General features: G+C 62.0%; 35 protein-coding genes. 33 read left to right on the top strand and 2 right to left on the bottom strand.

The features are described from left to right. The first annotated feature begins 26 nt into the window (after positions 1-26). From tuf to katG, 30 genes are all read left to right on the top strand, one after another. The gene (tuf, locus tag FBY21_RS17070) at positions 27-1,220 is read left to right on the top strand and encodes an elongation factor Tu (protein WP_044410941.1); all 1,194 of its coding nucleotides are present in this window, start codon (positions 27-29) and stop codon (positions 1,218-1,220) included. A 158-nt stretch (positions 1,221-1,378) separates the two neighbouring features. Beyond that, positions 1,379-1,690 carry a 30S ribosomal protein S10 gene (gene rpsJ, locus FBY21_RS17065; protein WP_003243886.1) on the top strand — a complete coding sequence of 104 codons (312 nt, stop codon included), beginning with the start codon at positions 1,379-1,381 and terminating at the stop codon, positions 1,688-1,690. A gap of 85 nt (positions 1,691-1,775) precedes the next feature. Beyond that, the gene (rplC, locus tag FBY21_RS17060; RefSeq protein WP_044410965.1) at positions 1,776-2,411 is read left to right on the top strand and encodes a 50S ribosomal protein L3; all 636 of its coding nucleotides are present in this window, start codon (positions 1,776-1,778) and stop codon (positions 2,409-2,411) included. Between the two features lie 14 nt (positions 2,412-2,425). Further along, positions 2,426-3,028 carry a 50S ribosomal protein L4 gene (gene rplD / locus FBY21_RS17055; RefSeq protein ID WP_044410967.1) on the top strand — a complete coding sequence of 201 codons (603 nt, stop codon included), beginning with the start codon at positions 2,426-2,428 and terminating at the stop codon, positions 3,026-3,028. Next, the gene (gene rplW, locus FBY21_RS17050) at positions 3,025-3,324 is read left to right on the top strand and encodes a 50S ribosomal protein L23 (protein WP_044410970.1); all 300 of its coding nucleotides are present in this window, start codon (positions 3,025-3,027) and stop codon (positions 3,322-3,324) included. Before rplD ends, rplW begins: the two co-directional genes overlap by 4 nt. A gap of 11 nt (positions 3,325-3,335) precedes the next feature. Beyond that, positions 3,336-4,157 carry a 50S ribosomal protein L2 gene (rplB, locus tag FBY21_RS17045; RefSeq protein WP_142012513.1) on the top strand — a complete coding sequence of 274 codons (822 nt, stop codon included), beginning with the start codon at positions 3,336-3,338 and terminating at the stop codon, positions 4,155-4,157. Between the two features lie 14 nt (positions 4,158-4,171). Then, the gene (rpsS, locus tag FBY21_RS17040; RefSeq protein WP_027590504.1) at positions 4,172-4,447 is read left to right on the top strand and encodes a 30S ribosomal protein S19; all 276 of its coding nucleotides are present in this window, start codon (positions 4,172-4,174) and stop codon (positions 4,445-4,447) included. Positions 4,448-4,460: 13 nt separating this feature from the next. Continuing rightward, positions 4,461-4,793 (top strand): 50S ribosomal protein L22, encoded by a 333-nt coding sequence (rplV, locus tag FBY21_RS17035; protein ID WP_044410997.1) that lies wholly within the window; start codon positions 4,461-4,463, stop codon positions 4,791-4,793. Positions 4,794-4,806: 13 nt separating this feature from the next. Beyond that, positions 4,807-5,493 carry a 30S ribosomal protein S3 gene (rpsC, locus tag FBY21_RS17030; protein ID WP_044411000.1) on the top strand — a complete coding sequence of 229 codons (687 nt, stop codon included), beginning with the start codon at positions 4,807-4,809 and terminating at the stop codon, positions 5,491-5,493. Between the two features lie 12 nt (positions 5,494-5,505). Next, positions 5,506-5,919: a 50S ribosomal protein L16 gene (gene rplP / locus FBY21_RS17025; RefSeq protein WP_044411003.1), complete on the top strand. Its 414-nt coding sequence runs from the start codon at positions 5,506-5,508 to the stop codon at positions 5,917-5,919. Then, a complete protein-coding gene (gene rpmC, locus FBY21_RS17020; RefSeq protein ID WP_044411006.1) occupies positions 5,919-6,110 on the top strand; it encodes a 50S ribosomal protein L29 in 192 nt (63 codons plus the stop codon). The genes rplP and rpmC overlap by 1 nt, the downstream gene beginning before the upstream one ends. A gap of 2 nt (positions 6,111-6,112) precedes the next feature. Next, positions 6,113-6,379: a 30S ribosomal protein S17 gene (rpsQ, locus tag FBY21_RS17015; protein ID WP_044411009.1), complete on the top strand. Its 267-nt coding sequence runs from the start codon at positions 6,113-6,115 to the stop codon at positions 6,377-6,379. 22 nt (positions 6,380-6,401) lie between these two features. Then, positions 6,402-6,770 (top strand): 50S ribosomal protein L14, encoded by a 369-nt coding sequence (gene rplN, locus FBY21_RS17010; RefSeq protein WP_003448734.1) that lies wholly within the window; start codon positions 6,402-6,404, stop codon positions 6,768-6,770. Between the two features lie 12 nt (positions 6,771-6,782). Next, positions 6,783-7,097: a 50S ribosomal protein L24 gene (gene rplX, locus FBY21_RS17005; RefSeq protein WP_069562478.1), complete on the top strand. Its 315-nt coding sequence runs from the start codon at positions 6,783-6,785 to the stop codon at positions 7,095-7,097. A 19-nt stretch (positions 7,098-7,116) separates the two neighbouring features. Further along, positions 7,117-7,656: a 50S ribosomal protein L5 gene (gene rplE / locus FBY21_RS17000; RefSeq protein WP_044411014.1), complete on the top strand. Its 540-nt coding sequence runs from the start codon at positions 7,117-7,119 to the stop codon at positions 7,654-7,656. Between the two features lie 13 nt (positions 7,657-7,669). Then, positions 7,670-7,975, top strand: coding sequence for a 30S ribosomal protein S14 (rpsN, locus tag FBY21_RS16995; protein ID WP_044411017.1), 306 nt, complete (start codon positions 7,670-7,672; stop codon positions 7,973-7,975). A gap of 187 nt (positions 7,976-8,162) precedes the next feature. Then, complete coding sequence (rpsH, locus tag FBY21_RS16990; RefSeq protein ID WP_069565396.1) at positions 8,163-8,555, top strand: 30S ribosomal protein S8; 393 nt, start codon at positions 8,163-8,165, stop codon at positions 8,553-8,555. Positions 8,556-8,567: 12 nt separating this feature from the next. After that, complete coding sequence (gene rplF / locus FBY21_RS16985) at positions 8,568-9,101, top strand: 50S ribosomal protein L6 (RefSeq protein WP_044411021.1); 534 nt, start codon at positions 8,568-8,570, stop codon at positions 9,099-9,101. Positions 9,102-9,111: 10 nt separating this feature from the next. Then, positions 9,112-9,462, top strand: coding sequence for a 50S ribosomal protein L18 (gene rplR, locus FBY21_RS16980; protein ID WP_044411023.1), 351 nt, complete (start codon positions 9,112-9,114; stop codon positions 9,460-9,462). A 3-nt stretch (positions 9,463-9,465) separates the two neighbouring features. Continuing rightward, a complete protein-coding gene (rpsE, locus tag FBY21_RS16975) occupies positions 9,466-9,966 on the top strand; it encodes a 30S ribosomal protein S5 (protein WP_044411025.1) in 501 nt (166 codons plus the stop codon). 2 nt (positions 9,967-9,968) lie between these two features. Then, a complete protein-coding gene (rpmD, locus tag FBY21_RS16970) occupies positions 9,969-10,145 on the top strand; it encodes a 50S ribosomal protein L30 (RefSeq protein WP_036991154.1) in 177 nt (58 codons plus the stop codon). Positions 10,146-10,148: 3 nt separating this feature from the next. Next, positions 10,149-10,583: a 50S ribosomal protein L15 gene (gene rplO, locus FBY21_RS16965; protein ID WP_069562476.1), complete on the top strand. Its 435-nt coding sequence runs from the start codon at positions 10,149-10,151 to the stop codon at positions 10,581-10,583. After that, positions 10,584-11,912, top strand: coding sequence for a preprotein translocase subunit SecY (gene secY / locus FBY21_RS16960; RefSeq protein WP_044411046.1), 1,329 nt, complete (start codon positions 10,584-10,586; stop codon positions 11,910-11,912). A 30-nt stretch (positions 11,913-11,942) separates the two neighbouring features. Next, a complete protein-coding gene (rpmJ, locus tag FBY21_RS16955) occupies positions 11,943-12,059 on the top strand; it encodes a 50S ribosomal protein L36 (RefSeq protein WP_003093693.1) in 117 nt (38 codons plus the stop codon). Between the two features lie 134 nt (positions 12,060-12,193). After that, on the top strand, positions 12,194-12,550 hold the full coding sequence (rpsM, locus tag FBY21_RS16950; RefSeq protein WP_044411054.1) for a 30S ribosomal protein S13: 357 nt from the start codon (positions 12,194-12,196) through the stop codon (positions 12,548-12,550). A 32-nt stretch (positions 12,551-12,582) separates the two neighbouring features. Further along, positions 12,583-12,972 carry a 30S ribosomal protein S11 gene (gene rpsK / locus FBY21_RS16945; RefSeq protein ID WP_003093689.1) on the top strand — a complete coding sequence of 130 codons (390 nt, stop codon included), beginning with the start codon at positions 12,583-12,585 and terminating at the stop codon, positions 12,970-12,972. A 16-nt stretch (positions 12,973-12,988) separates the two neighbouring features. Beyond that, positions 12,989-13,609, top strand: coding sequence for a 30S ribosomal protein S4 (rpsD, locus tag FBY21_RS16940; RefSeq protein ID WP_044411057.1), 621 nt, complete (start codon positions 12,989-12,991; stop codon positions 13,607-13,609). A gap of 22 nt (positions 13,610-13,631) precedes the next feature. After that, complete coding sequence (locus FBY21_RS16935) at positions 13,632-14,633, top strand: DNA-directed RNA polymerase subunit alpha (RefSeq protein WP_044411060.1); 1,002 nt, start codon at positions 13,632-13,634, stop codon at positions 14,631-14,633. Between the two features lie 44 nt (positions 14,634-14,677). Next, positions 14,678-15,067 carry a 50S ribosomal protein L17 gene (rplQ, locus tag FBY21_RS16930; protein WP_016490551.1) on the top strand — a complete coding sequence of 130 codons (390 nt, stop codon included), beginning with the start codon at positions 14,678-14,680 and terminating at the stop codon, positions 15,065-15,067. A gap of 177 nt (positions 15,068-15,244) precedes the next feature. Continuing rightward, complete coding sequence (gene katG / locus FBY21_RS16925) at positions 15,245-17,467, top strand: catalase/peroxidase HPI (RefSeq protein ID WP_142012511.1); 2,223 nt, start codon at positions 15,245-15,247, stop codon at positions 17,465-17,467. Between the two features lie 46 nt (positions 17,468-17,513). Here katG and uvrA read toward each other — a convergent pair whose 3' ends face one another. Next, positions 17,514-20,348 (bottom strand): excinuclease ABC subunit UvrA, encoded by a 2,835-nt coding sequence (gene uvrA, locus FBY21_RS16920; RefSeq protein WP_044411066.1) that lies wholly within the window; start codon positions 20,346-20,348, stop codon positions 17,514-17,516. Positions 20,349-20,557: 209 nt separating this feature from the next. Here uvrA and FBY21_RS16915 point away from each other — a divergent pair, with 209 nt between their 5' ends. The 3 genes from FBY21_RS16915 (at position 20,558) to FBY21_RS29450 (ending at position 24,035) form a co-directional block, all read left to right on the top strand. Then, complete coding sequence (locus FBY21_RS16915; protein WP_044411068.1) at positions 20,558-21,952, top strand: MFS transporter; 1,395 nt, start codon at positions 20,558-20,560, stop codon at positions 21,950-21,952. 9 nt (positions 21,953-21,961) lie between these two features. Then, positions 21,962-22,456, top strand: a complete 495-nt coding sequence (locus FBY21_RS16910; RefSeq protein WP_044411072.1) for a single-stranded DNA-binding protein — start codon at positions 21,962-21,964, stop codon at positions 22,454-22,456. A 247-nt stretch (positions 22,457-22,703) separates the two neighbouring features. Continuing rightward, entirely contained in the window at positions 22,704-24,035 is a 1,332-nt protein-coding gene (locus tag FBY21_RS29450; RefSeq protein WP_160158610.1) for a hypothetical protein, read from the top strand. Here the strand turns inward: FBY21_RS29450 and FBY21_RS16900 are convergent. Continuing rightward, a complete protein-coding gene (locus FBY21_RS16900; protein ID WP_142012509.1) occupies positions 24,023-25,234 on the bottom strand; it encodes a PepSY-associated TM helix domain-containing protein in 1,212 nt (403 codons plus the stop codon). The two genes, FBY21_RS29450 and FBY21_RS16900, sit on opposite strands and share 13 nt — an antisense overlap. Between the last annotated feature and the right edge of the window lie 20 nt (positions 25,235-25,254).

Here is a 25,254-nt window from a genome sequence, read left to right as displayed (position 1 = left end):
GCCCTTTAAGTAAGAGGTTTACTGTCGTGGCTAAGGAAAAATTTGAACGTAACAAACCGCACGTCAACGTCGGCACCATTGGTCACGTTGACCATGGCAAGACCACTCTGACTGCTGCCCTGACCAAAGTCTGCTCCGAGACCTGGGGTGGTTCGGCTCGTGCGTTCGATCAGATCGACAACGCTCCGGAAGAGAAAGCTCGCGGTATCACCATCAACACCTCCCACGTTGAGTACGATTCCGCTACTCGTCACTACGCTCACGTTGACTGCCCCGGTCACGCTGACTACGTGAAGAACATGATCACCGGTGCTGCCCAGATGGACGGCGCGATCCTGGTTTGCTCCGCTGCTGACGGCCCCATGCCGCAGACTCGCGAGCACATCCTGCTGTCCCGCCAGGTAGGCGTTCCCTATATCGTCGTGTTCCTGAACAAGGCCGACATGGTTGACGACGCCGAGCTGCTGGAGCTGGTCGAGATGGAAGTTCGCGATCTGCTGAACACCTACGACTTCCCGGGCGACGACACTCCGATCGTCATCGGCTCCGCGCTGATGGCGCTGGAAGGCAAAGACGACAACGAAATCGGTGTTTCCGCTGTTCGCAAGCTGGTAGAGACCCTGGATTCCTACATTCCGGAGCCCATTCGTGCCGTTGACCAGCCGTTCCTGATGCCGATCGAAGACGTGTTCTCCATCTCGGGCCGTGGCACCGTTGTGACCGGTCGTGTTGAGCGCGGTATCGTTCGCGTTCAAGAGGAAGTCGAGATCGTTGGTATCCGTGCTACTTCCAAGACCATCTGCACCGGCGTTGAAATGTTCCGCAAGCTGCTGGACGAAGGCCGTGCTGGTGAGAACGTTGGTATCCTGCTGCGTGGCACCAAGCGTGACGAAGTAGAGCGTGGTCAGGTTCTGGCCAAGCCGGGCACCATCAAGCCGCACACCAAGTTCGAGTGTGAAGTGTACGTGCTGTCCAAGGAAGAAGGTGGTCGTCACACCCCGTTCTTCAAGGGCTACCGTCCGCAGTTCTACTTCCGTACCACCGACGTGACTGGCAACTGCGAGCTGCCGGAAGGCGTTGAAATGGTAATGCCGGGTGACAACATCAAGATGGTCGTCACCCTGATCGCTCCGATCGCCATGGAAGATGGCCTGCGCTTCGCAATCCGCGAAGGCGGTCGTACCGTTGGCGCCGGCGTTGTCGCCAAGATCATCGAGTAATCGACGATCCTGCATCAGAGAAAAGGGCCCTTCGGGGCCCTTTTCTTTTGGATTGGTTAAAAGTTGACACCCCCTGGGGCCGTCCGTACAATTGCGCCTCCTTTTAACAGGCGTAGTCCGTCTGTTGGGGGCAAGCAGAGATAGAGTCTGAGGTCAAAATGCAAAACCAACAAATCCGTATTCGGTTGAAGGCTTTTGACCATCGCCTGATCGATCAATCCACCCAGGAAATCGTGGAAACCGCGAAACGTACTGGTGCTCAGGTGCGTGGTCCGATTCCTCTGCCTACTCGCAAGGAGCGGTATACCGTTCTGATTTCTCCGCACGTCAACAAAGACGCGCGCGATCAGTACGAAATCCGCACTCATAAGCGTGTTCTGGACATCGTCCAGCCGACGGATAAAACCGTTGACGCGCTGATGAAGCTCGACCTTGCTGCAGGCGTGGAAGTGCAGATCAGCCTCGGCTAATGACCTTCGGGTTCTTAGTCGTGTAACGCTCTGAAATGGGCGGCCATAGCGGGTGAAAGCCCCGTACACTCATGAGGTTTACAACATGACTATTGGTGTAGTCGGTCGTAAGTGCGGCATGACCCGCATTTTCACCGAAGAAGGTGTCTCCATTCCGGTTACGGTCATCGAGATCGAGCCGAATCGTGTGACCCAATTCAAAAGCGAAGAGTCCGATGGCTATCGCGCCGTGCAGGTAACTGTCGGTGAGCGTCGTGCCTCTCGCGTAACCAAGGCCCAGGCCGGTCACTTCGCCAAGGCGAGCGTGGCTGCTGGTCGTGGTGTCTGGGAGTTCCGTCTTGAAGAAGGCGAGTACCAGGCAGGCGATCAGATCACCGCCGAGATCTTCCAAGCTGGTCAGCTGGTTGATGTCACGGGTCAGTCCAAAGGTAAAGGCTTCGCCGGTACCATCAAGCGCTGGAATTTCCGTGGTCAAGACAATACCCACGGCAACTCCGTTTCTCACCGCGTCCCGGGCTCCATTGGCCAGTGCCAGACTCCTGGTCGTGTCTTCAAGGGCAAGAAAATGTCCGGTCACCTCGGTGCCGAGCGCGTAACCGTCCAGTCCCTGGAAGTGGTTCGTGTCGATGCTGAGCGCAACCTGCTGCTGGTCAAGGGTGCTGTTCCCGGCGCCACCGGTGGCGACGTGCTCGTGCGTCCGGCTGCCAAGGCTCGCGGTTAAGAGAGGAAGCTGAGATGCAATTGAATGTAAGTGGCGCTCAGGCTATCGAAGTCAGCGAGCGTACCTTTGGTGGTGAGTTCAACGAGACCCTGGTTCACCAAGCTGTCGTAGCCTACATGGCTGGCGGTCGTCAGGGCACCCGTGCGCAGAAGACCCGCTCCGAAGTTTCCGGTGGTGGCAAGAAGCCGTGGCGTCAGAAGGGCACTGGTCGTGCTCGTGCTGGCACCATTCGCAGCCCCATCTGGCGCTCCGGTGGTACCACCTTTGCTGCCAAGCCCCAGGATCACTCCCAGAAGCTCAACAAGAAGATGTACCGCGCAGCTCTGCGCTCCATTCTCTCCGAGCTGGTTCGTCAGGATCGTCTGGTTGTAGTGCCTGAGTTCGCTGTTGAAGCGCCGAAGACCAAAGCCCTGCTGGGCAAGCTGAATGGTCTGGGTCTGAGCGATGTGCTGATCATCTCCGATGACGTCGACCAGAACCTGTACCTTGCCGCTCGCAACCTGCCTCACGTCGATGTGCGTGATGTCCAGGGTTCCGATCCGGTAAGCCTGATCGCCTATGACAAGGTGCTGGTCACCGTGTCGGCCATCAAGAAATTCGAGGAGCTGCTGGCATGAACCAGGAACGCGTATTCAAAGTGCTGGTTGGCCCGCACATCTCCGAGAAGGCTACCGTTCTGGCAGATGGCAAGAGCCAATTCGTCTTCAAGGTTGCTTCCGATGCAACCAAGCTGGAAATCAAGAAGGCCGTAGAGAGCCTGTTCAGCGTGAAGGTCGCCGCAGTCAACACCCTGAACGTAAAGGGCAAGACCAAGCGCACCGTTCGTGGTCTGGGCAAGCGCAATGACTGGAAGAAAGCGTATATCGCTCTCCAGCCTGGCCAAGATCTCGATTTCGCCAGCAGCGCTGAGTAAAGGGGTGCATCATGGCAATCGTTAAATGCAAACCGACTTCCGCTGGCCGCCGTTTCGTGGTCAAGGTCGTCAACCAGGATCTGCACAAGGGTGCTCCCTATGCTCCGCTGGTTGAGAAGAAGTCCAAGTCCGGTGGTCGTAACAACAACGGCCGCATCACCACTCGCCACATTGGTGGTGGTCACAAGCAGCATTACCGCCTGGTCGACTTCCGTCGCAACAAGGACGGTATCCCTGCCGTTGTAGAGCGTATCGAATACGATCCGAACCGTACTGCGCACATCGCTCTGCTGAAGTACGCCGACGGCGAGCGTCGCTACATCATCGCTCCCAAGGGCATTGTGGCGGGTGATCAGCTGATCTCCGGTGCTCATGCACCGATCAAGGTTGGCAACACCCTGCAGCTGCGCAATATCCCGGTTGGTAGCACCGTTCACGGTGTAGAGCTGAAGCCGGGGAAAGGTGCTCAACTGGTGCGTTCCGCTGGTGCTTCTGCTCAGCTGGTTGCCCGTGAAGGTGCCTATGTAACCCTGCGTCTCCGCTCCGGCGAAATGCGCAAGATTCTGGCCGAGTGCCGTGCGACCCTGGGCGAAGTCTCGAACTCCGAGCACAGCCTGCGTTCGCTGGGCAAGGCTGGTGCCAAGCGCTGGCGTGGCGTTCGTCCGACCGTTCGTGGTGTTGCCATGAACCCGGTCGACCACCCGCATGGTGGTGGTGAAGGTCGTACTTCTGGTGGTCGTCATCCGGTTTCGCCGTGGGGCTTCCCGACCAAGGGTGCGAAGACTCGCGCGAACAAACGCACTGACAACATGATTGTCCGTCGCCGTAAATAATCGAGGATACGACTGTGCCGCGTTCTCTGAAAAAAGGTCCCTTTATCGATCTTCACCTGTTGAAGAAGGTCGAAGTGGCGGTGGAAAAGAACGATCGCAAACCGGTCAAGACCTGGTCGCGTCGTTCCATCGTTCTGCCGCAGATGGTCGGTCTGACCATCGCTGTACACAACGGTCGCCAGCATGTCCCCGTTCTCGTGAACGAAGACATGGTCGGCCACAAACTGGGCGAGTTCGCCGCTACCCGCACCTATCGCGGGCATGCTGCGGACAAAAAGGCCAAGCGTTAAGGGGTAAGGAAAGATGGAAGTAGCCGCTAAGCTGTCGGGCGCTCGAATCTCCGCCCAGAAAGCCCGCTTGGTCGCCGACCAGATCCGCGGGAAGAAGGTGGGCGAGGCGCTCAACCTGCTGTCCTTCAGCAGCAAGAAAGCCGCTGAAATCATGAAGAAAGTGCTGGAGTCGGCCGTTGCCAACGCCGAGCACAACGAAGGCGCTGATGTGGATGACCTCAAGGTCTCCACCGTTTTCGTTAACGAAGGGCGTTCGCTGAAGCGCATCATGCCGCGTGCCAAGGGCCGCGCTGATCGCATCGTCAAGCGGTCTTGCCATATCACTGTCAAGGTTGCGGACAAGTAACGGAGTCGATCAGATGGGTCAGAAAGTACATCCCACTGGCATTCGCCTGGGAATCGTCAAGGAGCACACCTCCGTCTGGTACGCAGATAAGCGCACTTATGCCGACTATCTGTTTGCCGATCTGAAGGTCCGTGAGTACCTCCAAGACAAACTAAAAAGCGCGTCCGTAAGCCGTATCGATATCCATCGTCCGGCTCAAACCGCACGCATCACCATCCACACCGCTCGTCCCGGCATCGTGATCGGCAAGAAAGGTGAGGATGTCGAGAAGCTGCGCCAGGACCTGACCAAGCAAATGGGTGTGCCTGTGCACATCAACATCGAAGAGATCCGCAAGCCGGAACTCGACGGTATGCTGGTTGCTCAGAGCGTTGCTCAGCAGCTCGAGCGTCGCGTTATGTTCCGTCGCGCCATGAAGCGTGCGGTACAGAACGCCATGCGTCTTGGTGCCAAAGGCATCAAGATCCAGGTCAGTGGTCGTCTCGGCGGTGCCGAGATCGCGCGTACCGAGTGGTACCGCGAAGGCCGTGTGCCCCTGCACACCCTGCGCGCCGACATTGATTACGCAACCTACGAGGCTCACACCACTTACGGTGTGATCGGTGTGAAGGTTTGGATCTTCAAGGGTGAGGTCATTGGTGGCCGCCAGGAAGAGCTGAAGCCCGTAGCGCCCGCTCCTCGTAAAAAAGCTGCTAAGTAAGGAGTACGCAAAATGCTGCAACCCAAGCGTACAAAATTCCGCAAGCAGATGACCGGCCACAACCGTGGTCTGGCTCACCGCGGTAGCAAGGTCAGCTTCGGCGAGTTCGCCCTGAAGGCGGTTTCTCGCGGTCGTCTCACCGCTCGCCAGATCGAAGCGGCACGTCGTGCCCTGACCCGTCACGTGAAGCGTGGTGGCAAGATCTGGATCCGTGTATTCCCCGACAAACCTGTCACCAAGAAGCCCCTCGAAGTTCGTATGGGTAAAGGTAAGGGGGGCGTCGAGTACTGGGTAGCCCAGATCCAGCCGGGCAAAGTGCTCTACGAGATCGAGGGTGTTTCCGAAGAGCTGGCGCGTGAGGCCTTCGCCCTGGCTGCTGCAAAGCTGCCGCTCGCCACCTCCTTTGTTAAGCGGACGGTGATGTGATGAAAGCGAATGAACTTCGTGAAAAAACCGCAGAGCAGCTGAACGAGCAACTGCTCGGTCTGCTGCGCGACCAGTTCAACCTGCGTATGCAGAAGGCAACTGGCCAGTTGGGGCAGTCTCACCTGCTCTCGCAAGTGAAGCGCGACATCGCTCGCGTCAAGACTGTGCTGAACCAGCAGGCAGGTAAGTGATCATGGCTGAAGCTCAGAAAACCGTCCGCACGCTGACCGGCCGCGTCGTCAGCGACAAGATGGACAAAACCATCACCGTCCTGATCGAGCGCCGTGTAAAGCACCCGATCTACGGTAAATACGTGAAGCGCTCGACCAAGCTGCACGCTCACGACGAAACCAACCAGTGCCGTATCGGCGACAAGGTCACCATCCGTGAGACCCGTCCGCTGGCCAAGACCAAGTCCTGGGCGCTGGTGGAAATCGTCGAACGTGCCGTGGAAGTCTAAGGACTAAGGGTCGGAGAAAGATATGATTCAGACTCAATCCATGCTCGACGTCGCTGACAACAGCGGTGCTCGTCGCGTTATGTGCATCAAGGTCCTGGGTGGTTCGCACCGTCGCTATGCCGGTATCGGCGATATCATCAAGGTCACCGTCAAGGAAGCGATTCCCCGTGGCAAGGTCAAGAAAGGCCAGGTGATGACTGCTGTCGTGGTCCGCACCAAGCACGGTGTTCGCCGTCCTGATGGCTCCATCATCCGCTTCGACGGCAACGCTGCTGTTCTGCTGAACAACAAGCAAGAGCCGATCGGTACCCGCATCTTCGGGCCTGTGACCCGTGAGCTTCGTTCCGAGAAGTTCATGAAGATCGTCTCGCTCGCCCCTGAAGTGCTGTAAGGAGAAGCCGTCATGCAAAAGATTCGTCGTGACGACGAGATCATCGTCATCGCCGGCAAAGACAAGGGCAAGCGTGGCAAGGTGCTCAAGGTTCTCGCTGACGACCGTCTGGTCGTCGGTGGGATCAACCTGGTGAAGCGCCACACCAAGCCGAACCCGATGTCCGGCATCCAGGGCGGTATCGTCGAGAAGGAGGCGCCCCTGCACGTCTCCAACGTCGCCATCTTCAATAGCGAAACCAACAAGGCTGACCGCGTTGGCTTCAAGATCGAAGACGGCAAAAAAATTCGTGTCTTCAAGTCCACCCAGAAGCCGGTTGGCGCTTGAGAATCATAGGTAGAACACCATGGCACGACTGAAAGAGATTTACCGGAAGCAAATCGCGCCCAAGCTGAAAGAAGAGCTGAAGCTGGCTAACGTGATGGAAGTTCCGCGTGTTACCAAGATCACCCTGAACATGGGTCTCGGCGAAGCTATCGGTGACAAGAAAGTCATCGAGAACGCAGTAGCCGACCTGGAAAAGATCACCGGTCAGAAGGCCGTCGTGACCTACGCCCGCAAGTCCATTGCCGGCTTCAAGGTTCGCGAGGGTTGGCCGATCGGTGTCAAGGTGACGCTGCGCCGCGATCGTATGTACGAGTTCCTGGATCGCCTGCTCTCCATCTCCCTGCCGCGCGTTCGTGACTTCCGCGGCCTGAATGCCAAGTCCTTCGATGGTCGCGGCAACTACAGCATGGGTGTGAAAGAGCAGATCATCTTCCCGGAAATCGATTACGACAAGATCGATGCGCTGCGTGGTCTGGACATCACCCTGACCACCACCGCCCGCAATGATGATGAAGGTCGCGCTCTGCTGCGCGCTTTCAACTTCCCCTTCCGCAACTGATTGGAGCAGGAATATGGCCAAACAGAGCATGAAGAACCGCGAGCTGAAGCGTCAGCTGACGGTCGCCAAGTACGCCAAGAAGCGTGCTGAGCTCAAAGCTATCATTGCCAACCCGAACTCCACTCCGGAAGCGCGTTGGGAAGCCCAGGTAGCCCTGCAGAAGCAGCCGCGTGACGCCAGCGCATCGCGCCTGCGTAACCGCTGCCGCATCACTGGCCGTCCGCACGGCGTTTACCGCAAGTTCGGGCTGTCCCGTAACAAGCTGCGTGAAGCCGCCATGCGTGGTGACGTTCCCGGTCTGGTCAAAGCCAGCTGGTGATGTCGAAGGTCGACGCCAGTCGTCGGCCTTTCATGGATGTGCCGAATCAAGCCCCGCAAGGGGCTTGATTCGTTTCTAGGGTCTCTCTAGAATATTCGGCTCGCCCGATTCAGGCCTTCTTGTGCCTGGAGCTCGCAGGTGACTCTAGCCGCAAGGCTATTCTTTTGTATTTAGGAGCAACTAGCCCATGAGTATGCAGGACCCGTTAGCGGACATGCTAACTCGTATCCGTAATGCCCAGATGGCTGAAAAGTCTGTCGTAAGCATGCCGTCCTCCAAGCTGAAGGTGGCGGTAGCCAACGTTCTGAAGAACGAAGGTTACATCACGGGATACCAGGTCAGCAGCGATGTTAAGCCTCTGCTGTCCATCGAGCTGAAGTACTTCGAAGGCCGTCCGGTCATTGAAGAGCTGAAGCGCGTAAGTCGTCCTGGCCTGCGCCAGTACAAGTCCGTCGATCAGCTGCCGAAGGTTCGTGGCGGTCTGGGCGTTTCGATCGTGTCCACCAACAAAGGTGTGATGACTGATCGTGCTGCTCGCGCCGCTGGCGTTGGTGGCGAAGTGCTTTGCACTGTGTTCTAAGGGGGTTGAAGCATGTCTCGCGTTGCTAAGAACCCCGTAAAGCTGCCCGCTGGCGTTGAAATCAAGCTGGCTGGTCAGCAACTTTCCGTCAAGGGCGCCAAGGGCACTCTTGAGCTGAAAGTACATCCGTCCGTGGAAATCCTGCAGGAAAACGGCGAGCTTCGCTTTGCCGCTCGCAACGGCGACCAGCAGAACAAGGCCATGGCCGGTACCACCCGTGCGCTGGTGAACAACATGGTCGTAGGCGTCAGCCAGGGCTTCGAGCGCAAGCTCCAGCTGGTCGGCGTCGGCTACAAGGCTCAGGCCAAAGGCCAAGTGCTGTCCCTGGCTCTCGGCTTCTCCCATCCGGTTGACTACGAGCTTCCGCAAGGCGTAACCGCTGAAACCCCCAGCCAAACCGACATCCTGATCAAGGGTATCGACAAGCAGCTGGTTGGTCAGGTGGCCGCCGAGATCCGCGACTTCCGTCCGCCGGAGCCTTACAAAGGCAAGGGTGTACGTTACGCCGATGAAGTCGTGCGTCGTAAAGAAGCTAAGAAGAAGTAGGGCATAGCAAATGAGCGTAAAGAAAGAAACTCGTCTGCGTCGCGCTCGCAAGGCACGCCTGAAAATGCGCGAGCTGGAAGCCGTACGCCTCTGCGTATACCGCTCTTCCCAGCACATCTACGCCCAGGTCATTTCGGCCGACGGCGCCAAGGTCCTGGCCAGCGCCTCGACTCTGGACAAAGAACTGCGTAGCGGTGCCACCGGCAACGTTGACGCGGCCAAGAAAGTCGGCCAGCTGGTTGCCGAGCGCGCGAAAGCCGCTGGTGTTACCCAGGTAGCGTTCGATCGTTCTGGCTTCAAGTACCACGGTCGCGTCAAGGCGCTGGCCGATGCTGCTCGTGAAGGCGGGCTGGAGTTCTAAGTTATGGCGAACAACGAGCAAAAGCGCGACGAAGGTTACATCGAGAAGCTGGTTCAGGTTAACCGCGTTGCCAAGACCGTAAAGGGTGGCCGTATCTTCACCTTCACCGCGCTGACCGTGGTGGGTGATGGTAAGGGTCGCGTCGGTTTCGGTCGCGGCAAGTCCCGCGAAGTGCCTGCTGCAATCCAGAAGGCCATGGAAGCTGCCCGTCGCAACATGATCCAGGTCGAACTGGATGGCACCACCCTGCAGTACCCCATCAAGTCCGCTCACGGCGCCTCCAAGGTGTTCATGCAGCCGGCTTCCGAAGGTACCGGGATCATCGCCGGCGGCGCCATGCGCGCTGTCCTGGAGGTGGCAGGTGTCCAGAACGTCCTGGCCAAGTGCTACGGCTCTACCAATCCGGTGAACGTGGTTTATGCCACCTTCAAGGGCCTGAAGAACATGCAGTCCCCTGAAGCTGTTGCAGCCAAGCGTGGCAAGAGCGTCGAGGAGATTCTCTGATCATGGCTACTGTAAAAGTTACGCTGGTCAAGAGCGTGAATGGCCGTCTGGCCAACCACAAAGCCTGCGTCAAGGGCCTTGGCCTGCGTCGTATCGGTCACACCGTAGAGGTTCAGGACACTCCTGAAAACCGCGGCATGATCAACAAGGCTTACTACCTTCTGCGTGTCGAGGGTTAATCCATGAAACTGAACGATCTGCGTTCCGCGCCGGGTGCCCGTCGCGAGAAGCACCGTCCGGGCCGTGGCATCGGTAGCGGTCTGGGCAAGACCGGTGGCCGTGGTCACAAAGGTCAGACCTCTCGCTCCGGTGGTACCATCGCTCCCGGCTTCGAGGGTGGTCAACAGCCCCTGCACCGCCGCCTGCCGAAGTTCGGCTTCGTTTCCCTGAAAGCCATGGATCGCGCAGAAGTGCGCACCTCCGAGCTGGCCAAGGTGGAAGGCGATGTCGTCACTCTGCAAGCGCTGAAGGATGCCAACGTGATCAACCAGAACGTGCAGCGTGTAAAAGTCATGCTGTCCGGCGAAGTTGCTCGCGCGGTCACCCTGAAGGGCATCGCCGCCACCAAAGGTGCGCGTGCGGCCATCGAAGCAGCTGGCGGTAAGTTCGAGGACTAAATGGCTAAGCAAGGTGCTCTCTCCGCGCTCAGCAATGGCGGATTGTCCGAGCTCTGGGCTCGACTGCGTTTCCTGTTCCTGGCGATCATCGTCTATCGGATCGGCGCGCACATCCCAGTGCCCGGTATCAACCCGGACCGGCTGGCCGAACTGTTCCGGCAGAACGAGGGGACCATTCTTAGCCTGTTCAACATGTTTTCCGGCGGCGCGCTGGAGCGCATGAGCATTTTTGCACTGGGGATCATGCCGTACATCTCGGCTTCGATCATCATGCAGCTCATGACCGCTATCAGCCCGCAGCTGGAGCAGTTGAAGAAGGAAGGTGAAGCTGGCCGTCGCAAGATCAGCCAGTACACCCGCTATGGCACCGTAGCCCTAGCGCTGGTTCAGGCCATCGGCATGGCTGTTGGTCTGGCCAGTCAGGGCGTCGCTTTCTCGACTGATTTCGGCTTCCACTTCGTGGCAGTCACCACCTTCGTGGCGGGTGCACTGTTCATGATGTGGCTGGGCGAGCAGATCACCGAGCGCGGTGTCGGCAACGGTATCTCGATGCTTATCTTCGCGGGCATCGTTGCCGGTCTGCCGAGAGCGATTGGGCAGTCTTTCGAGTCTGCTCGTCAGGGCGATATCAACATCTTCGCCCTGATCGCCATCGGCCTCCTGGCTGTTGCGATCATCGGTTTTGTGGTGTTCATCGAGCGTGGTCAGCGCCGCATCGCGGTGCACTATGCCAAGCGTCAGCAGGGCCGCAAGGTTTTTGCTGCGCAGAACAGCCACCTGCCGCTGAAGGTGAACATGGCGGGCGTGATCCCGGCCATTTTCGCCAGCAGTATCCTGCTGTTCCCGGCCTCGCTGGGCGCATGGTTCGGTCAGTCCGAGAAAATGGGCTGGCTGCAGGACCTCTCGCAGGCGATCGCTCCTGGTCAGCCGTTGAACATTCTGCTGTTTAGTGCAGGGATCGTTTTCTTCTGCTTCTTCTACACAGCGCTGATGTTCAACCCGAAAGACGTGGCGGAGAACCTGAAGAAGTCCGGTGCCTTTATCCCGGGTATTCGTCCTGGTGAGCAGTCTGCGCGCTACATCGATGGCGTTCTGACTCGTCTGACCATGTTCGGTGCCCTGTACATGACGGCTGTCTGCCTGCTTCCCCAGTTCCTTGTGGTTGCGGCAAACGTTCCGTTCTACCTTGGCGGGACCTCGTTGCTGATCGTGGTCGTGGTTGTGATGGACTTTATGGCCCAAGTACAGTCGCACCTCGTTTCGCACCAGTATGAATCCCTCATGAAGAAAGCCAACCTGAAGGGCTACGGCGGCGGAATGCTCCGCTGACGCAGTGCCGTAAGGTTCTAGGAGTTACTGATGAAAGTTCGTGCATCGGTGAAGAAGCTGTGCCGTAACTGCAAGATCATTCGCCGCGACGGTATCGTTCGCGTGATCTGCAGCGCGGAGCCGCGTCACAAACAGCGCCAAGGCTGAGTGTGATTCACGCGTCGTGAGCCCGGCAGCTAGTGTGCTGCCGGGTTGATTATTCGTTATTACAGCGCTAATATCGCGCGCCCTATTTCTTGGCTTCCGGGGCACCGATAGCTGTCAACTGGAGTTTTCATTGAATGGCCCGTATTGCAGGCGTCAACATTCCAGATAACAAGCACACTGTTATCTCGCTGACCTACATCTACGGTGTTGGTCGCACCACCGCGCAGAACATCTGTGCGGCCACCGGCGTCAACCCGTCGGTGAAAATCAAGGATCTGACCGACGAGCAGCTCGAACAGCTGCGTGGCGAAGTGGCCAAGCTCACCACCGAGGGTGACCTGCGCCGCGAGATCAACATGAACATCAAGCGTCTGATGGACCTGGGTTGCTACCGCGGCCTGCGTCACCGTCGTGGTCTGCCTGTTCATGGCCAACGCACCAAGACCAACGCGCGCACCCGCAAGGGCCCGCGTAAGCCGATCCGCAAGTAATTTTGCGCCCGCGAATCGACAGGAATTAAGTCATGGCTAAGCCTGCTGCTCGTCCCCGTAAGAAAGTCAAGAAGACAGTGGTTGATGGGATCGCCCATATCCACGCTTCTTTCAACAACACCATCGTGACCATCACCGACCGTCAGGGCAACGCTCTGTCCTGGGCGACCTCCGGTGGTTCCGGTTTCCGTGGCTCCCGTAAGAGCACCCCGTTCGCTGCCCAGGTGGCTGCCGAGCGTGCCGGTCAGGCTGCTCTGGAATACGGTCTGAAGAACCTCGACGTCAACGTCAAGGGTCCCGGTCCGGGTCGCGAGTCCGCTGTGCGTGCTCTGAACGCCTGCGGCTACAAGATTGCCAGCATCACCGACGTGACGCCGATCCCGCACAACGGGTGCCGTCCGCCGAAGAAGCGTCGCGTGTAATAGGAGACAGTGAGAAATGGCTCGTTACATTGGTCCCAAATGCAAACTGTCCCGTCGTGAAGGCACTGACCTCTTCCTGAAGAGCGGCGCTCGTGCCCTCGAGTCTAAGTGCAACATCGAATCCGCTCCTGGTCAGCACGGTGCCCGTCGTGGCCGTCTGTCCGACTACGGCACCCAGCTGCGCGAGAAGCAGAAGGTCCGTCGTATCTACGGTGTACTGGAGCGTCAGTTCAGCGGTTACTACAAGGAAGCTGCCCGTCGCAAGGGCGCTACCGGCGAGAACCTGCTGCAACTCCTCGAGTGCCGTCTGGACAACGTCGTCTACCGTATGGGCTTCGGCGCTACCCGTTCCGAGTCCCGTCAGCTGGTTTCCCACAAGGCCATCAGCGTGAACGGCCAGACCGTCAACATCCCCTCCTATCAGGTCAAGGCTGGTGACGTAGTCGCTGTTCGCGAGAAGTCCAAGAACCAGCTTCGCATTGCTCAAGCCCTTGAGCTGTGCGCTCAGCGCGGTCGCGTTGAGTGGGTTGAAGTCGACGCCGACAAGAAGTCGGGCGTGTTCAAAAGCGTTCCGGCTCGTACTGATCTGTCCGCCGACATCAACGAAAACCTGATTGTCGAGCTCTACTCCAAGTAAGGGCTAGAAAATAGGTGCATCCATGCAGAGTTCGGTAAATGAGTTCCTGACCCCTCGCCACATCGATGTGCAAGCGGTCAGCACGACCCGCGCCAAGATCACGCTCGAGCCTCTCGAGCGTGGCTTCGGCCATACCCTGGGCAACGCGCTGCGTCGCATCCTGTTGTCCTCCATGCCTGGCTGTGCAGTAGTCGAGGCCGAAATCGACGGCGTACTCCATGAGTACAGCGCCATCGAAGGTGTTCAGGAAGACGTCATTGAAATCCTGCTCAACCTGAAAGGTCTGGCTGTCAAACTGCACGGCCGTGACGAAGTAACGCTGAACCTGGTCAAGAAAGGCCCGGGCGTTGTCACTGCTGCCGATATTCAGCTGGATCATGATGTCGAGATCGTCAACGGTGACCACGTCATCGCCAACCTGGCGGACAACGGCTCGCTGAACATGAAGCTGAAAGTGGCTCGCGGCCGTGGGTACGAACCCGCTGACGCGCGCCAGAGCGACGAAGACGAGAGCCGTAGCATTGGCCGTCTCCAGCTCGACGCTTCCTTCAGCCCGGTCCGTCGCGTTGCGTACGTCGTGGAAAACGCCCGTGTCGAGCAGCGCACCAACCTGGACAAGCTGGTCATCGACTTGGAAACCAACGGCACCCTGGATCCCGAAGAGGCTATCCGTCGCGCCGCTACCATCCTGCAACAGCAGCTGGCAGCGTTCGTGGACCTCAAAGGTGACAGCGAGCCCGTGGTCGTGGAACAGGAAGACGAGATCGATCCGATCCTCCTGCGCCCCGTCGACGACCTTGAGCTGACCGTGCGTTCGGCCAACTGCCTGAAGGCGGAGAACATCTACTACATCGGCGACCTGATTCAGCGTACCGAAGTAGAGCTGCTCAAGACTCCGAACCTGGGCAAGAAGTCCCTGACCGAGATCAAGGACGTCCTGGCCTCCCGTGGTCTGTCCCTCGGCATGCGCCTCGACAACTGGCCGCCGGCAAGTCTTAAGAAGGACGACAAGGCGACTGCCTGATCGTCGTAATCACCGAACGTCTTAGTTTGGTAAGGAATTGAACCATGCGTCATCGTAAAAGTGGCCGTCACCTCAGCCGCACCAGCGCTCACCGCAAGGCCATGTTCCAGAACATGGCGGTATCGCTGTTCGAGCACGAACTGATCAAAACCACCCTGCCCAAAGCCAAGGAACTGCGTCGCGTTGCCGAGCCGCTGATCACCCTGGCCAAGGAAGACAGCGTTGCCAACCGTCGTCTGGCCTTCGACCGTACTCGTTCGAAAGCCATCGTTGGCAAACTGTTCAACGATCTGGGCAAGCGCTACGCCAACCGTCAGGGCGGCTACCTGCGCATCCTGAAGTGCGGCTTCCGCGCTGGCGACAACGCCCCCATGGCGTACGTCGAACTGGTTGACCGTCCGGTCGCTGGTGAAGTCGAAGCCGCTGCCGAGTAATCGGTCGCTGCGAAGAAACCGGGCCTAGTGCCCGGTTTTTTTATGCCCGCGATCTTGTAAGAGTTATTTTCTATTGTTTTGTTACGGTTAATAAATTGGTTCTCTTGCTGATGGCATTCTAATCTTTCCTCCATCGCCGGCACGGGCCGGTGACGACCTGATAAGGAGCGATCACAGATGAGCCAGAAGCCCACGACTCCCGCCCAAGCCAAGTGCCCCTTTTCCGGTGGCGGTGCGCAGCATTCCGCCGGCGGTGGTACGTCCAACCGCGACTGGTGGCCTAACCAGCTTAACCTGAAGATCCTGCACCAGCACTCCAGCCTGTCCGATCCCCTGGACAGCGGCTTCGACTACGCCGAAGCCTTCAAGAGCCTCGACCTGCAGGCCCTCAAGCGTGACCTCCACGCCCTCATGACCGATTCCCAGGACTGGTGGCCCGCCGACTTCGGCCACTACGGTCCGCTGTTCATCCGCATGGCCTGGCACAGCGCCGGCACCTACCGCACGGCAGACGGCCGTGGCGGTGCGGGCACCGGCAACCAGCGTTTCGCCCCGCTCAACAGCTGGCCGGACAACGTCAACCTCGACAAGGCCCGCCGCCTGCTGTGGCCGATCAAGCAGAAATACGGCCAGAAGATCTCCTGGGCCGACCTGATGATCCTGACCGGCAACGTCGCCCTGGAGTCCATGGGCTTCAAGACCTTCGGTTTCGCCGGCGGCCGCCGCGATATCTGGGAGCCGGAAGAGGACATCTACTGGGGTTCCGAGCGCGAGTGGTTGGCCACCAGCGAGAAACCCAACAGCCGCTACAGCGGTGACCGCGACCTGGAGAACCCGCTGGCTGCCGTGCAGATGGGGCTGATCTACGTGAACCCGGAAGGCCCGGACGGCAACCCCGACCCGATCGCCGCAGCCCGTGACATCCGCGAAACCTTCGCCCGCATGGCCATGGACGACGAGGAAACCGTCGCCCTCATCGCCGGCGGCCACACCTTCGGCAAGACCCACGGTGCCGGCGACGCCGCCCATGTGGGGGCTGACCCGGAAACCGCCAGCATCGAAGCCCAGGGCCTCGGTTGGCACAGCAGTTTCGGCAGCGGCAAGGGCTCGGACACCATCACCAGTGGCCTCGAAGTCACCTGGACCCAGACCCCGGCCCAGTGGAGCCACTACTTCTTCGAGAACCTGTTCAAGTACGACTGGGAACTGACCAAGAGCCCCGCCGGTGCCCACCAGTGGGTGGCCAAGGGCGCTGATGCGGTCATCCCGGATGCACACGACCCGTCGAAGATGCACCGCCCGACCATGCTGACCACCGACCTGTCGCTGCGCCTGGACCCGGCCTACGAGAAGATCTCCCGCCGCTTCCTGGCGGATCCGCAGGCCTTCGCCGACGCCTTCGCCCGCGCCTGGTTCAAGCTCACCCACCGCGACATGGGCCCGCGTGCCCGCTACCTCGGCCCGGAAGTCCCGGCTGAAGAGCTGATCTGGCAAGACCCGATCCCGGCCGTCGACCACCCGCTGGTGGACGCGCAGGACATCGCCCGGCTCAAGGCACGCATCCAGGCCTCCGGCCTCTCGGTCAGCGAACTGGTGTCCACCGCTTGGGCCTCGGCTTCCACCTACCGCGGTTCCGACATGCGCGGCGGCGCCAACGGTGCCCGCATCCGTCTGGCACCGCAGAAGGACTGGGAAGCCAACCAGCCCGCGCAACTGGCTCGTGTTCTCGGCGTGCTGGAAGGCATCCAGGCCGACTTCAACCGCTCGCAAGCCGGTGGCAAGAAGGTCTCCCTGGCCGACCTGATCGTCCTCGCCGGTGGCGTGGGCATCGAGCAGGCTGCCAAGGCCGCCGGGCAGGCCCTGGAAGTGCCCTTCACCCCGGGCCGCATGGACGCCTCCCAGGAACAGACCGACGTCGAGTCCTTCGCTGTGTTGGAACCCCTGGCCGACGGCTTCCGCAACTACCAGAAGGCGCGTTTCACCGTAACCGCCGAGGAGATGCTGGTGGACCGTGCCCAGTTGCTGACCCTCACCGCACCGGAAATGACCGTACTGGTCGGCGGCCTGCGGGTACTGGGGGCCAACGTCGGGCAGACCGCACACGGCGTACTGACCCAGCGCCCCGGCACGCTCAGCAACGACTTCTTCGCCAACCTGCTGGACATGGGGACGGCGTGGAAGCCCACCAGCGAAGCCGCCGAGCTGTTCGAAGGCCGTGACCGCAGCAGCGGCGCCCTGAAGTGGACCGCCACCCGCGTCGACCTGGTGTTCGGTTCCAACTCGCAGCTGCGCGCCATCGCCGAGGTCTACGCCAGCGCCGACGCCCAGGCGAAGTTCACCCAGGACTTCGTTGCCGCCTGGACCAAGGTGATGAACCTCGACCGCTTCGACCTGGCCTGATCTACCGCTCCACGAAAAAGCCCCGCATCTGCGGGGCTTTTTCGTATCAGGCGCGGTCGCGCTCCAGCAACGGCTTGAGGAAGTGTCCCGTGTGGGACTGCGGCATCGCCGCCACCTCCTCTGGCGTACCGGTGGCGATGATCTGGCCGCCCTTGGAGCCGCCTTCCGGGCCCAGGTCCACCAGCCAGTCGGCGGTCTTGATCACGTCCAGGTTGTGCTCGATGACCACCACCGTGTTGCCGTGGTCCCGCAGCCGGTGCAGCACGTCCAGCAGCTGCTGGATGTCGGCGAAGTGCAGGCCCGTGGTGGGCTCGTCGAGGATGTACAGCGTCTTGCCGGTGTCGCGCTTGGACAGCTCGCGGGACAGCTTCACCCGCTGTGCCTCACCGCCGGAAAGGGTGGTCGCCGACTGCCCCAGGCGGATGTACGAGAGGCCCACGTCCATCAGCGTCTGCAGCTTGCGGGCGATGGCCGGCACGGCATCGAAGAACTGGCGCGCCTCCTCGATGGTCATGTCCAGCACCTCGGTGATGCTGCGGCCCTTGTACTTCACCTCCAGGGTTTCGCGGTTGTAGCGCTTGCCCTTGCACACGTCGCACGGCACGTAGATGTCCGGCAGGAAGTGCATCTCCACCTTGATCACGCCGTCGCCCTGGCAGGCCTCGCAGCGGCCGCCCTTCACGTTGAAGGAGAAGCGCCCCGGCCCGTAGCCCCGCGAGCGGGACTCCGGCACGCCGGCGAACAGTTCACGGATCGGCGTGAACAGCCCGGTGTAGGTCGCCGGGTTGGAACGCGGCGTACGGCCGATGGGGCTCTGGTCGATGTCCACCACCTTGTCCAGGTGCTGCAGCCCGTCAAAGCTGTCGTGGGGGGCTGCCTCCAGGGTGGTGGCGCCGTTCAGCGCCGTCGCGGTGATGGGGAACAGGGTGTTGTTGATCAGCGTCGACTTGCCCGAACCGGACACGCCGGTGATGCAGGTCAGCAGGCCGACCGGGATCTCCAGGTCGACGTTGCGCAGGTTGTTGCCGCGCGCGCCCTTGAGCTTCAGCGACTTCTTCTTGTCGCGGGGCGTGCGGGTGGCCGGCACCTCGATCTTCACCCGACCCGACAGGTACTTGCCGGTGAGCGAATCCGGGTGGGCCATCACCTCGTCCGGCGTGCCTTCGGCGACGATCCGGCCGCCATGCACGCCGGCACCCGGGCCGATGTCCACCACATAGTCGGCCAGGCGGATGGCGTCCTCGTCGTGCTCGACCACGATCACCGTGTTGCCCAGGTTGCGCAGGTGGGTGAGGGTGGCCAGCAGGCGCTCGTTGTCACGCTGGTGCAGGCCGATGGACGGTTCGTCGAGGATGTACATCACCCCCACCAGGCCGGCACCGATCTGGCTGGCCAGGCGGATGCGCTGGGCCTCGCCACCGGAGAGGGTGTCGGCGCTGCGGTCCAGGGTCAGGTAGTCCAGGCCGACGTTCACCAGGAACTGCAGGCGCTCGCGGATCTCCTTGAGGATCTTCGCCGCGATCTCACCCTTGCGCCCCGGCAGCTCCAGCACGCCGAAGTAGTCCGAGGCCTCGCCCACCGGCAGGCCGGTCACTGCCGGCAGCGTCTTCTCGCCGACCCACACATGGCGTGCCTCGCGGCGCAGGCGGGTGCCCCGGCAATCCGGGCAGGGCTGGGTACTGAGGAACTTCGCCAGCTCCTCGCGCACGGTGTTGGATTCGGTCTCGCGGTAGCGCCGCTCCAGGTTCGGGACGATGCCCTCGAAGGGGTGGGAGCGCTTGACGATGTCGCCACGGTCGTTGAGGTAGCGGAAGTCCACGTCCTCGCGGCCGCTTCCCTGCAGGATCACCCTCTGGTGCTCCGGCGCCAGGTCGTCGAACGGCTCCTCCAGGCTGAAGCCATAGTGCGCGGCCAGGGAGCCGAGCATCTGGAAGTAATAGACGTTGCGCCGGTCCCAGCCGCGGATCGCGCCTTCGGCCAGGGTCAGCTCGCCGTTGACCAGGCGCTTGGCATCGAAGAACTGCTTCACCCCCAGGCCATCGCAGGTGGGGCAGGCACCGGCCGGGTTGTTGAAGGAGAACAGCTTGGGTTCCAGCTCACTGATGGAGTGGCCGCAATGGGGGCACGCGAAGCGCGCGGAGAAGATGATCTCCTCGCCCGGCTCGTCGTCCATCGGCGCCACCAGCGCAATGCCGTCGGCGAGGTTGATCGCCGTCTCGAAGGATTCCGCCAGGCGCTGCTGCAGATCGCCGCGCACCTTGAAGCGGTCCACCACCACATCGATGGAGTGCTTCTTCTGCTTGTCCAGCTTGGGCAGCTCGTCCAGCTCGTAGAGGCGGCCGTTGACCCGTGCGCGGACGAAGCCCTGGGCGCGCAGTTCGTCGAACACCGCCAGGTGCTCGCCCTTGCGCTCGCGGATCACCGGCGCCAGCAGCATCAGCTTGCGGCCCTCGGGCATGGCCAGCACCTGGTCGACCATCTGGCTCACGGTCTGCGCCTCCAGCGGCACATCGTGGTCCGGGCAGCGCGGCGTACCGGCGCGGGCGTAGAGCAGGCGCAGGTAGTCGTAGATCTCGGTGATGGTGCCCACCGTGGAACGGGGGTTGTGGCTGGTGGATTTCTGCTCGATGGAGATGGCCGGCGACAGCCCCTCGATGGTGTCCACATCGGGCTTTTCCATCATCGACAGGAACTGTCGGGCATAGGCCGACAGCGATTCCACATAGCGCCGCTGGCCCTCGGCGTAGAGCGTGTCGAACGCCAGGGACGACTTGCCCGAACCGGACAGCCCGGTGATCACGATGAGCTTGTCGCGGGGGAGGGTGAGGTCGACGTTCTTCAGGTTGTGGGTACGTGCCCCACGGATGAGTATCTGGTCCACAGCGGCCTCGCATGGCGAGCGGAAAACGCCCGAGTATACGGGTGCCCCCAGGGGCGCGGCAAAGCGGCACGGCAGTGTCCTGACGGGCCGGGACTGCTAGAATGCGCCGCATTTTTCCGGCGCAGGCAGCAGCCGCGCACCCGGGGACCGGGTGCCAGCGCCCGACGCGGGGCATGACGCATTCCCGCACTTCCTGTCACGAGGCATCTATGCACGATCCCCATTCCGAACGCATGAGCGGTCGCGAGACCCGCGCCGCCGGTGGCCTGGCGCTGGTGTTCGCCTTCCGCATGCTCGGCATGTTCATGGTATTGCCGGTCCTGGCCACCTACGGCCAGGACCTGGCCGGCGCCACCCCGGCGCTGATCGGCCTGGCCATCGGCGCCTACGGCCTGACCCAGGCGGTGCTGCAGATCCCCTTCGGCATCGTCTCCGACCGCATCGGCCGCCTGCCGGTGATCTACATCGGCCTGCTGATCTTCGCCGCCGGTGCCGTGCTGGCGGCCAACGCCGACTCCATCTGGGGCGTCATCGCGGGGCGCGTCCTGCAGGGGGCCGGGGCCATCTCCGCTGCGGTCATGGCGCTGCTCTCCGACCTCACGCGCGAGCAGCACCGCACCAAGGCCATGGCCATGATCGGCATGAGCATCGGCGTCTCCTTCGCCGTCGCCATGGTGGTCGGCCCCCTGGTCACCCGCGCCTTCGGCCTGGCCGGGCTGTTCTGGATCACCGCTGCCATGGCCCTGGTCGGCATCCTGATCATCGCCCTGTTCGTCCCCCGCGCCGCCTCGCCGCTGCAGCACCGCGAATCCGGCGTGGCCCGCCAGGCGTTGCTGCCGACCCTCAGGCACCCCGACCTGCTGCGCCTGGACTTCGGCATCCTCGCCCTGCACGCCGTGCTCATGGCCAGCTTCGTCGCTCTGCCGCTGGCGCTGGTGGAGAAGGCCGGCCTGCCCAAGGAGCAGCACTGGTGGGTCTACCTCACCGCGCTGCTGGTGGGGTTCTTCGGCATGGTCCCGTTCATCATCTACGCCGAGAAGAAGCGCCAGATGAAGCGCGTGCTGATCGGCGCCGTCAGCGTGCTGGCCGCCTGCGAACTGTTCTTCTGGGCCTTCGGCGACACCCTGAGCGCCCTGGTCATCGGCACCATCGTCTTCTTCACCGCCTTCAACCTGCTGGAGGCCTCGCTGCCCTCGCTGATCAGCAAGGTCGCCCCGGCCGGCGGCAAGGGCACCGCCATGGGCGTCTACTCCACCAGCCAGTTCCTCGGCGCCGCACTCGGCGGCATCCTCGGCGGCTGGTTGTTCCAGCATGGCGGCCTGTCCGTCGTGTTCATCGGATGTGCGGCGCTCTGTGCGATTTGGGTCGCCATTGCTGTTACTATGCGCGAACCTCCGTACGTGACCAGCCTGCGCCAGCCGCTCGATGCAGCGGCCCTCGGCGATGCGACGCTGGTCCCGCGTTTGCTGGCTTTGCCCGGAGTGGCGGATGCCGTGGTGGTGGTCGAAGAAGCCGCCATCTATATCAAAGTGGATACCGAAAAACTGGACCGCACGTCCCTGGAGCGCCTGATCAAGCCGGCGCCCGAACGTGCTGAAGCCTAGGAGAACGTTATGGCCCGTGGGGTTAACAAAGTCATTCTGGTCGGCAACGTCGGCGGCGACCCTGAAGTCCGCTACATGCCCAACGGCAACGCCGTGACCAACATCACCCTGGCCACCAGCGAGAGCTGGAAGGACAAGCAGACCGGCCAGCAGCAGGAGCGCACCGAGTGGCACCGCGTGGTGTTCTTCGGCCGCCTCGCCGAGATCGCCGGCGAATACCTGCGCAAGGGTTCCCAGGTCTACGTCGAAGGCAGCCTGCGCACCCGCAAGTGGCAGGGTCAGGACGGCCAGGACCGCTACACCACCGAAATCGTCGTGGACATCAACGGCCAGATGCAACTGCTCGGCGGTCGTCCCGGCAGCGATGGCGATTCCGCCCCGCGCGCCCCGCGTCCGCAGCGCGAGCCGCAACAGTCCGCCCCGCGCGAGTCCCGCCCGGCTCCGCAACCGGCCGCCCAGCCGGCCCCGGACTACGACAGCTTCGACGACGACATCCCGTTCTGAGTCGAGCCGTCCGGCACAGACAAAGGCGCAGCCCCCAGGCTGCGCCTTTTTCGTTTCAGGAGGATGAAAAGCGGCGCCTGCCGAAGCGGTTATCCACAGTCGTTCGTCGTCTTTTGGAGAGGCCTGCAGCCCGCGTGGGACGGGACTTTGTGAATGCAAAATCACATTCAGGCCGGGCTCTGGACGCTGGCAAACCGCCTCTATAGGCTTGCCCACCATTCCATCGACCGCCCTCCCGGAACCCACCATGAAACTCAACGGACTGACCGCCGTTCTGCTTCTGGCCGGCCTGCCCCTGTGCAGCATCGCCAGCCCCTACCAGACCCTCGCCCGTGACGCGGAAAGCAGTGCCCGCTGGGGCCTGCTCGGCAGTGCCGCCGAGCAGTACCGCGCCATCCTCGCCGACCCGAGCCTGAGCGCCAGCCACCCCCGCGCGCGCCTGGCCCTGGCCAAGGTCTATGCCGACGCCCTCGACTACCCGGCCGCCAAGGCCGAGCTGGCGCGGCTCAAGCAGGACGCCCCCGACTCCGCGGAGGCCAAGGAAGGCGCCAAGCTGGCCAAGCGCATCGCCAAGAAGCTCAAGACCCACACCTTCGGCGGCCGCGTCGCCGTGGCCCGGGTGCATGACACCGACACCGCCAACGCCAGTGCCGGCATGACCCAGGACCCCTCGTTCGATGACGAGGACGACGAGGACATGGACGATATGGCCTTCGAGGACGACGACAGCCTCGACGACCTGCTCGACGACATCGACCTGGACGAAGACGACCTGGCCGACGACGGCGAAGACGAAGACGACGACACCGCGCCCACCCCGGTCGCCAAGCCCAAGTCCACCGTCCACGACAACCGCTGGCAGGCAGCCGGCAGCCTGCGCTACGGCTACGGCTTCGACGACCGTGGCAGCCGCTGGAACCTCGGCGCCAACATCGCCCAGGCCCGCCAGGACGACCGCGACGAGCTCAACCGGCAGACCTGGGCGGTCTCCACCGGCCCCACCTTCGTCATCCCGGCCTGGCGCCTGAAGATCAACGCCGCCGTCACCTACCTGCAGCTCTACAAGGACCACCAGTACGACCTCTCCAGCACCATCTGGTCCCTGGGCGCCAGTCACAAGCTGAACCGCGTGCTGGAGCTGTACACCCGCTACAACTACGAGAACCGTGGCCTGGAGAACGACAGCCCGCTGGATATCGAAGTCGACACCTTCAAGGTCGGCACCCGCTTCAAGCCCACCGGCAAGGACAGCTTCGACCTCAGCTACTCGCCCAAGGTGGAAGACAACGACAAGCGCAACAAGGACAAGGAGCAGGAAGGCTGGAAGATCAGCTACGCCCGCAAGCTGCCCTGGGACAGCTTCGCCAGCGTCGCCTACAGCCGCCGTCACACCGACTTCAAGCACGACCCCTCCGGCAAGGAAGAGGACGAGACCAAGCACGTCGTCACCCTCGGTCACAAGCTCACCAAGGACCTGGTGATGACCGTCAGCTACGAGCACAAGGACAAGGACTCCAACCTGCCCGGTCGTGACAAGAACAACGAAAGCACTTCCCTCGGCCTGAGCTACAAGTTCTGACCGAAAGCGGCTCGCCGCCCCTCGCGGGCGCGGGCCGCACTGGCGCGCCGGGCCTGCCGCTTGCGCCACCAGATGACCACGCCGGTGACGCTCAGCCCGGCGATGGCCAGCCCCAGCAGCGCGATCACGATGCGCCCCGGCAACCCCGCGATGCGCCCACCGTGGATCGGTGCCTGCAGCCGGTAGAAGCGTTCACCCGGCGTGCCGCGCCCGGCGACCTCCGCGCCGATCAGGCGGCCGTCGGCCCCATCGAAGAACAGCCATGACTTCTCCAGCGGGTTGGCGTCGTGACCGCCGAACCCTGCCCCGAAGAAGTTGTACTCGACGCTGTAGTACAGCTCGCCGATGCTCCCCTCGATGCCCTGCCGCGCGCCTTCCGCCTGCGCCAGCCGGTACACCTGCTGGTAGTCCAGGCGCGTCTCCCCCAGTGCCTCGCGGGGCATCTGGCTGCGCTGCTGGTAGGTGCTCGGCGGCGCCTCGGAGAACAGCGACACCACCGGCTTGAACACCGGCTCCGGCAGGTTCATCGCCACGCTGCTCACCGCCACCGGCAGGAGCAGCAGCCACAGCCAGAGCCCGCCGGCGCGGTGCTGGTCGAGGGTGCGTCGGTAGCGTCCGGCGCCGCGCTTCAGCGTCCAGGCCGTCCACCATTTCTTCAGGAAGGGCCGTCCACGGGGCAGGGTCAGCCAGGCGCCGGCGAAGCAGTCGAACACCCAGAGGATCGCCACCAGCCCCATCAGCATCAGCCCCCAGTTGCCCGGCAGCGCCAGGGTGTAGTGGAAATCCAGCAGGAAGGGGATGAGGTTCTGCGCCTGCAGGCAGCAGGTGCCCCACTGGCGCATGCCCAGCTCGGCGCCGCTCACCGGGTCCAGGTAGATCACCCGGTGGTGCAGGTCGTAGGGCGCACCGGTGGCCGGGTCGGTACGGGGCACCGCCGCCATCAGCGCCGAGTGGCCGGCTTCGTCCGGCACCTCCATGTACCAGACCTGCAGGCGCGGCTCGGCCTGCTCGATGCGCTGCACCAGCTCGCCCGGTGACAGCAGCGGCCCCCGTGCGGGCGCGTGGTAGAAGGCCGGGTTCAGCCATTCGTCGATCTCGTGCTGGAAGGCCAGCACGCTGCCGGTGAGCCCGGCGAGGGCGAGGAACAGCGCCGTGGCCAGGCCGAGGTAGCGGTGCAGCAGGACGATAAGGGGGCGCATGGGCGCGTTCCTGTGGCAAG

This window comes from Pseudomonas sp. SLBN-26, assembly GCF_006715895.1.
Lineage (GTDB): Bacteria > Pseudomonadota > Gammaproteobacteria > Pseudomonadales > Pseudomonadaceae > Metapseudomonas > Metapseudomonas otitidis.
This window is presented reverse-complemented; position numbering and strand designations above follow the sequence as displayed.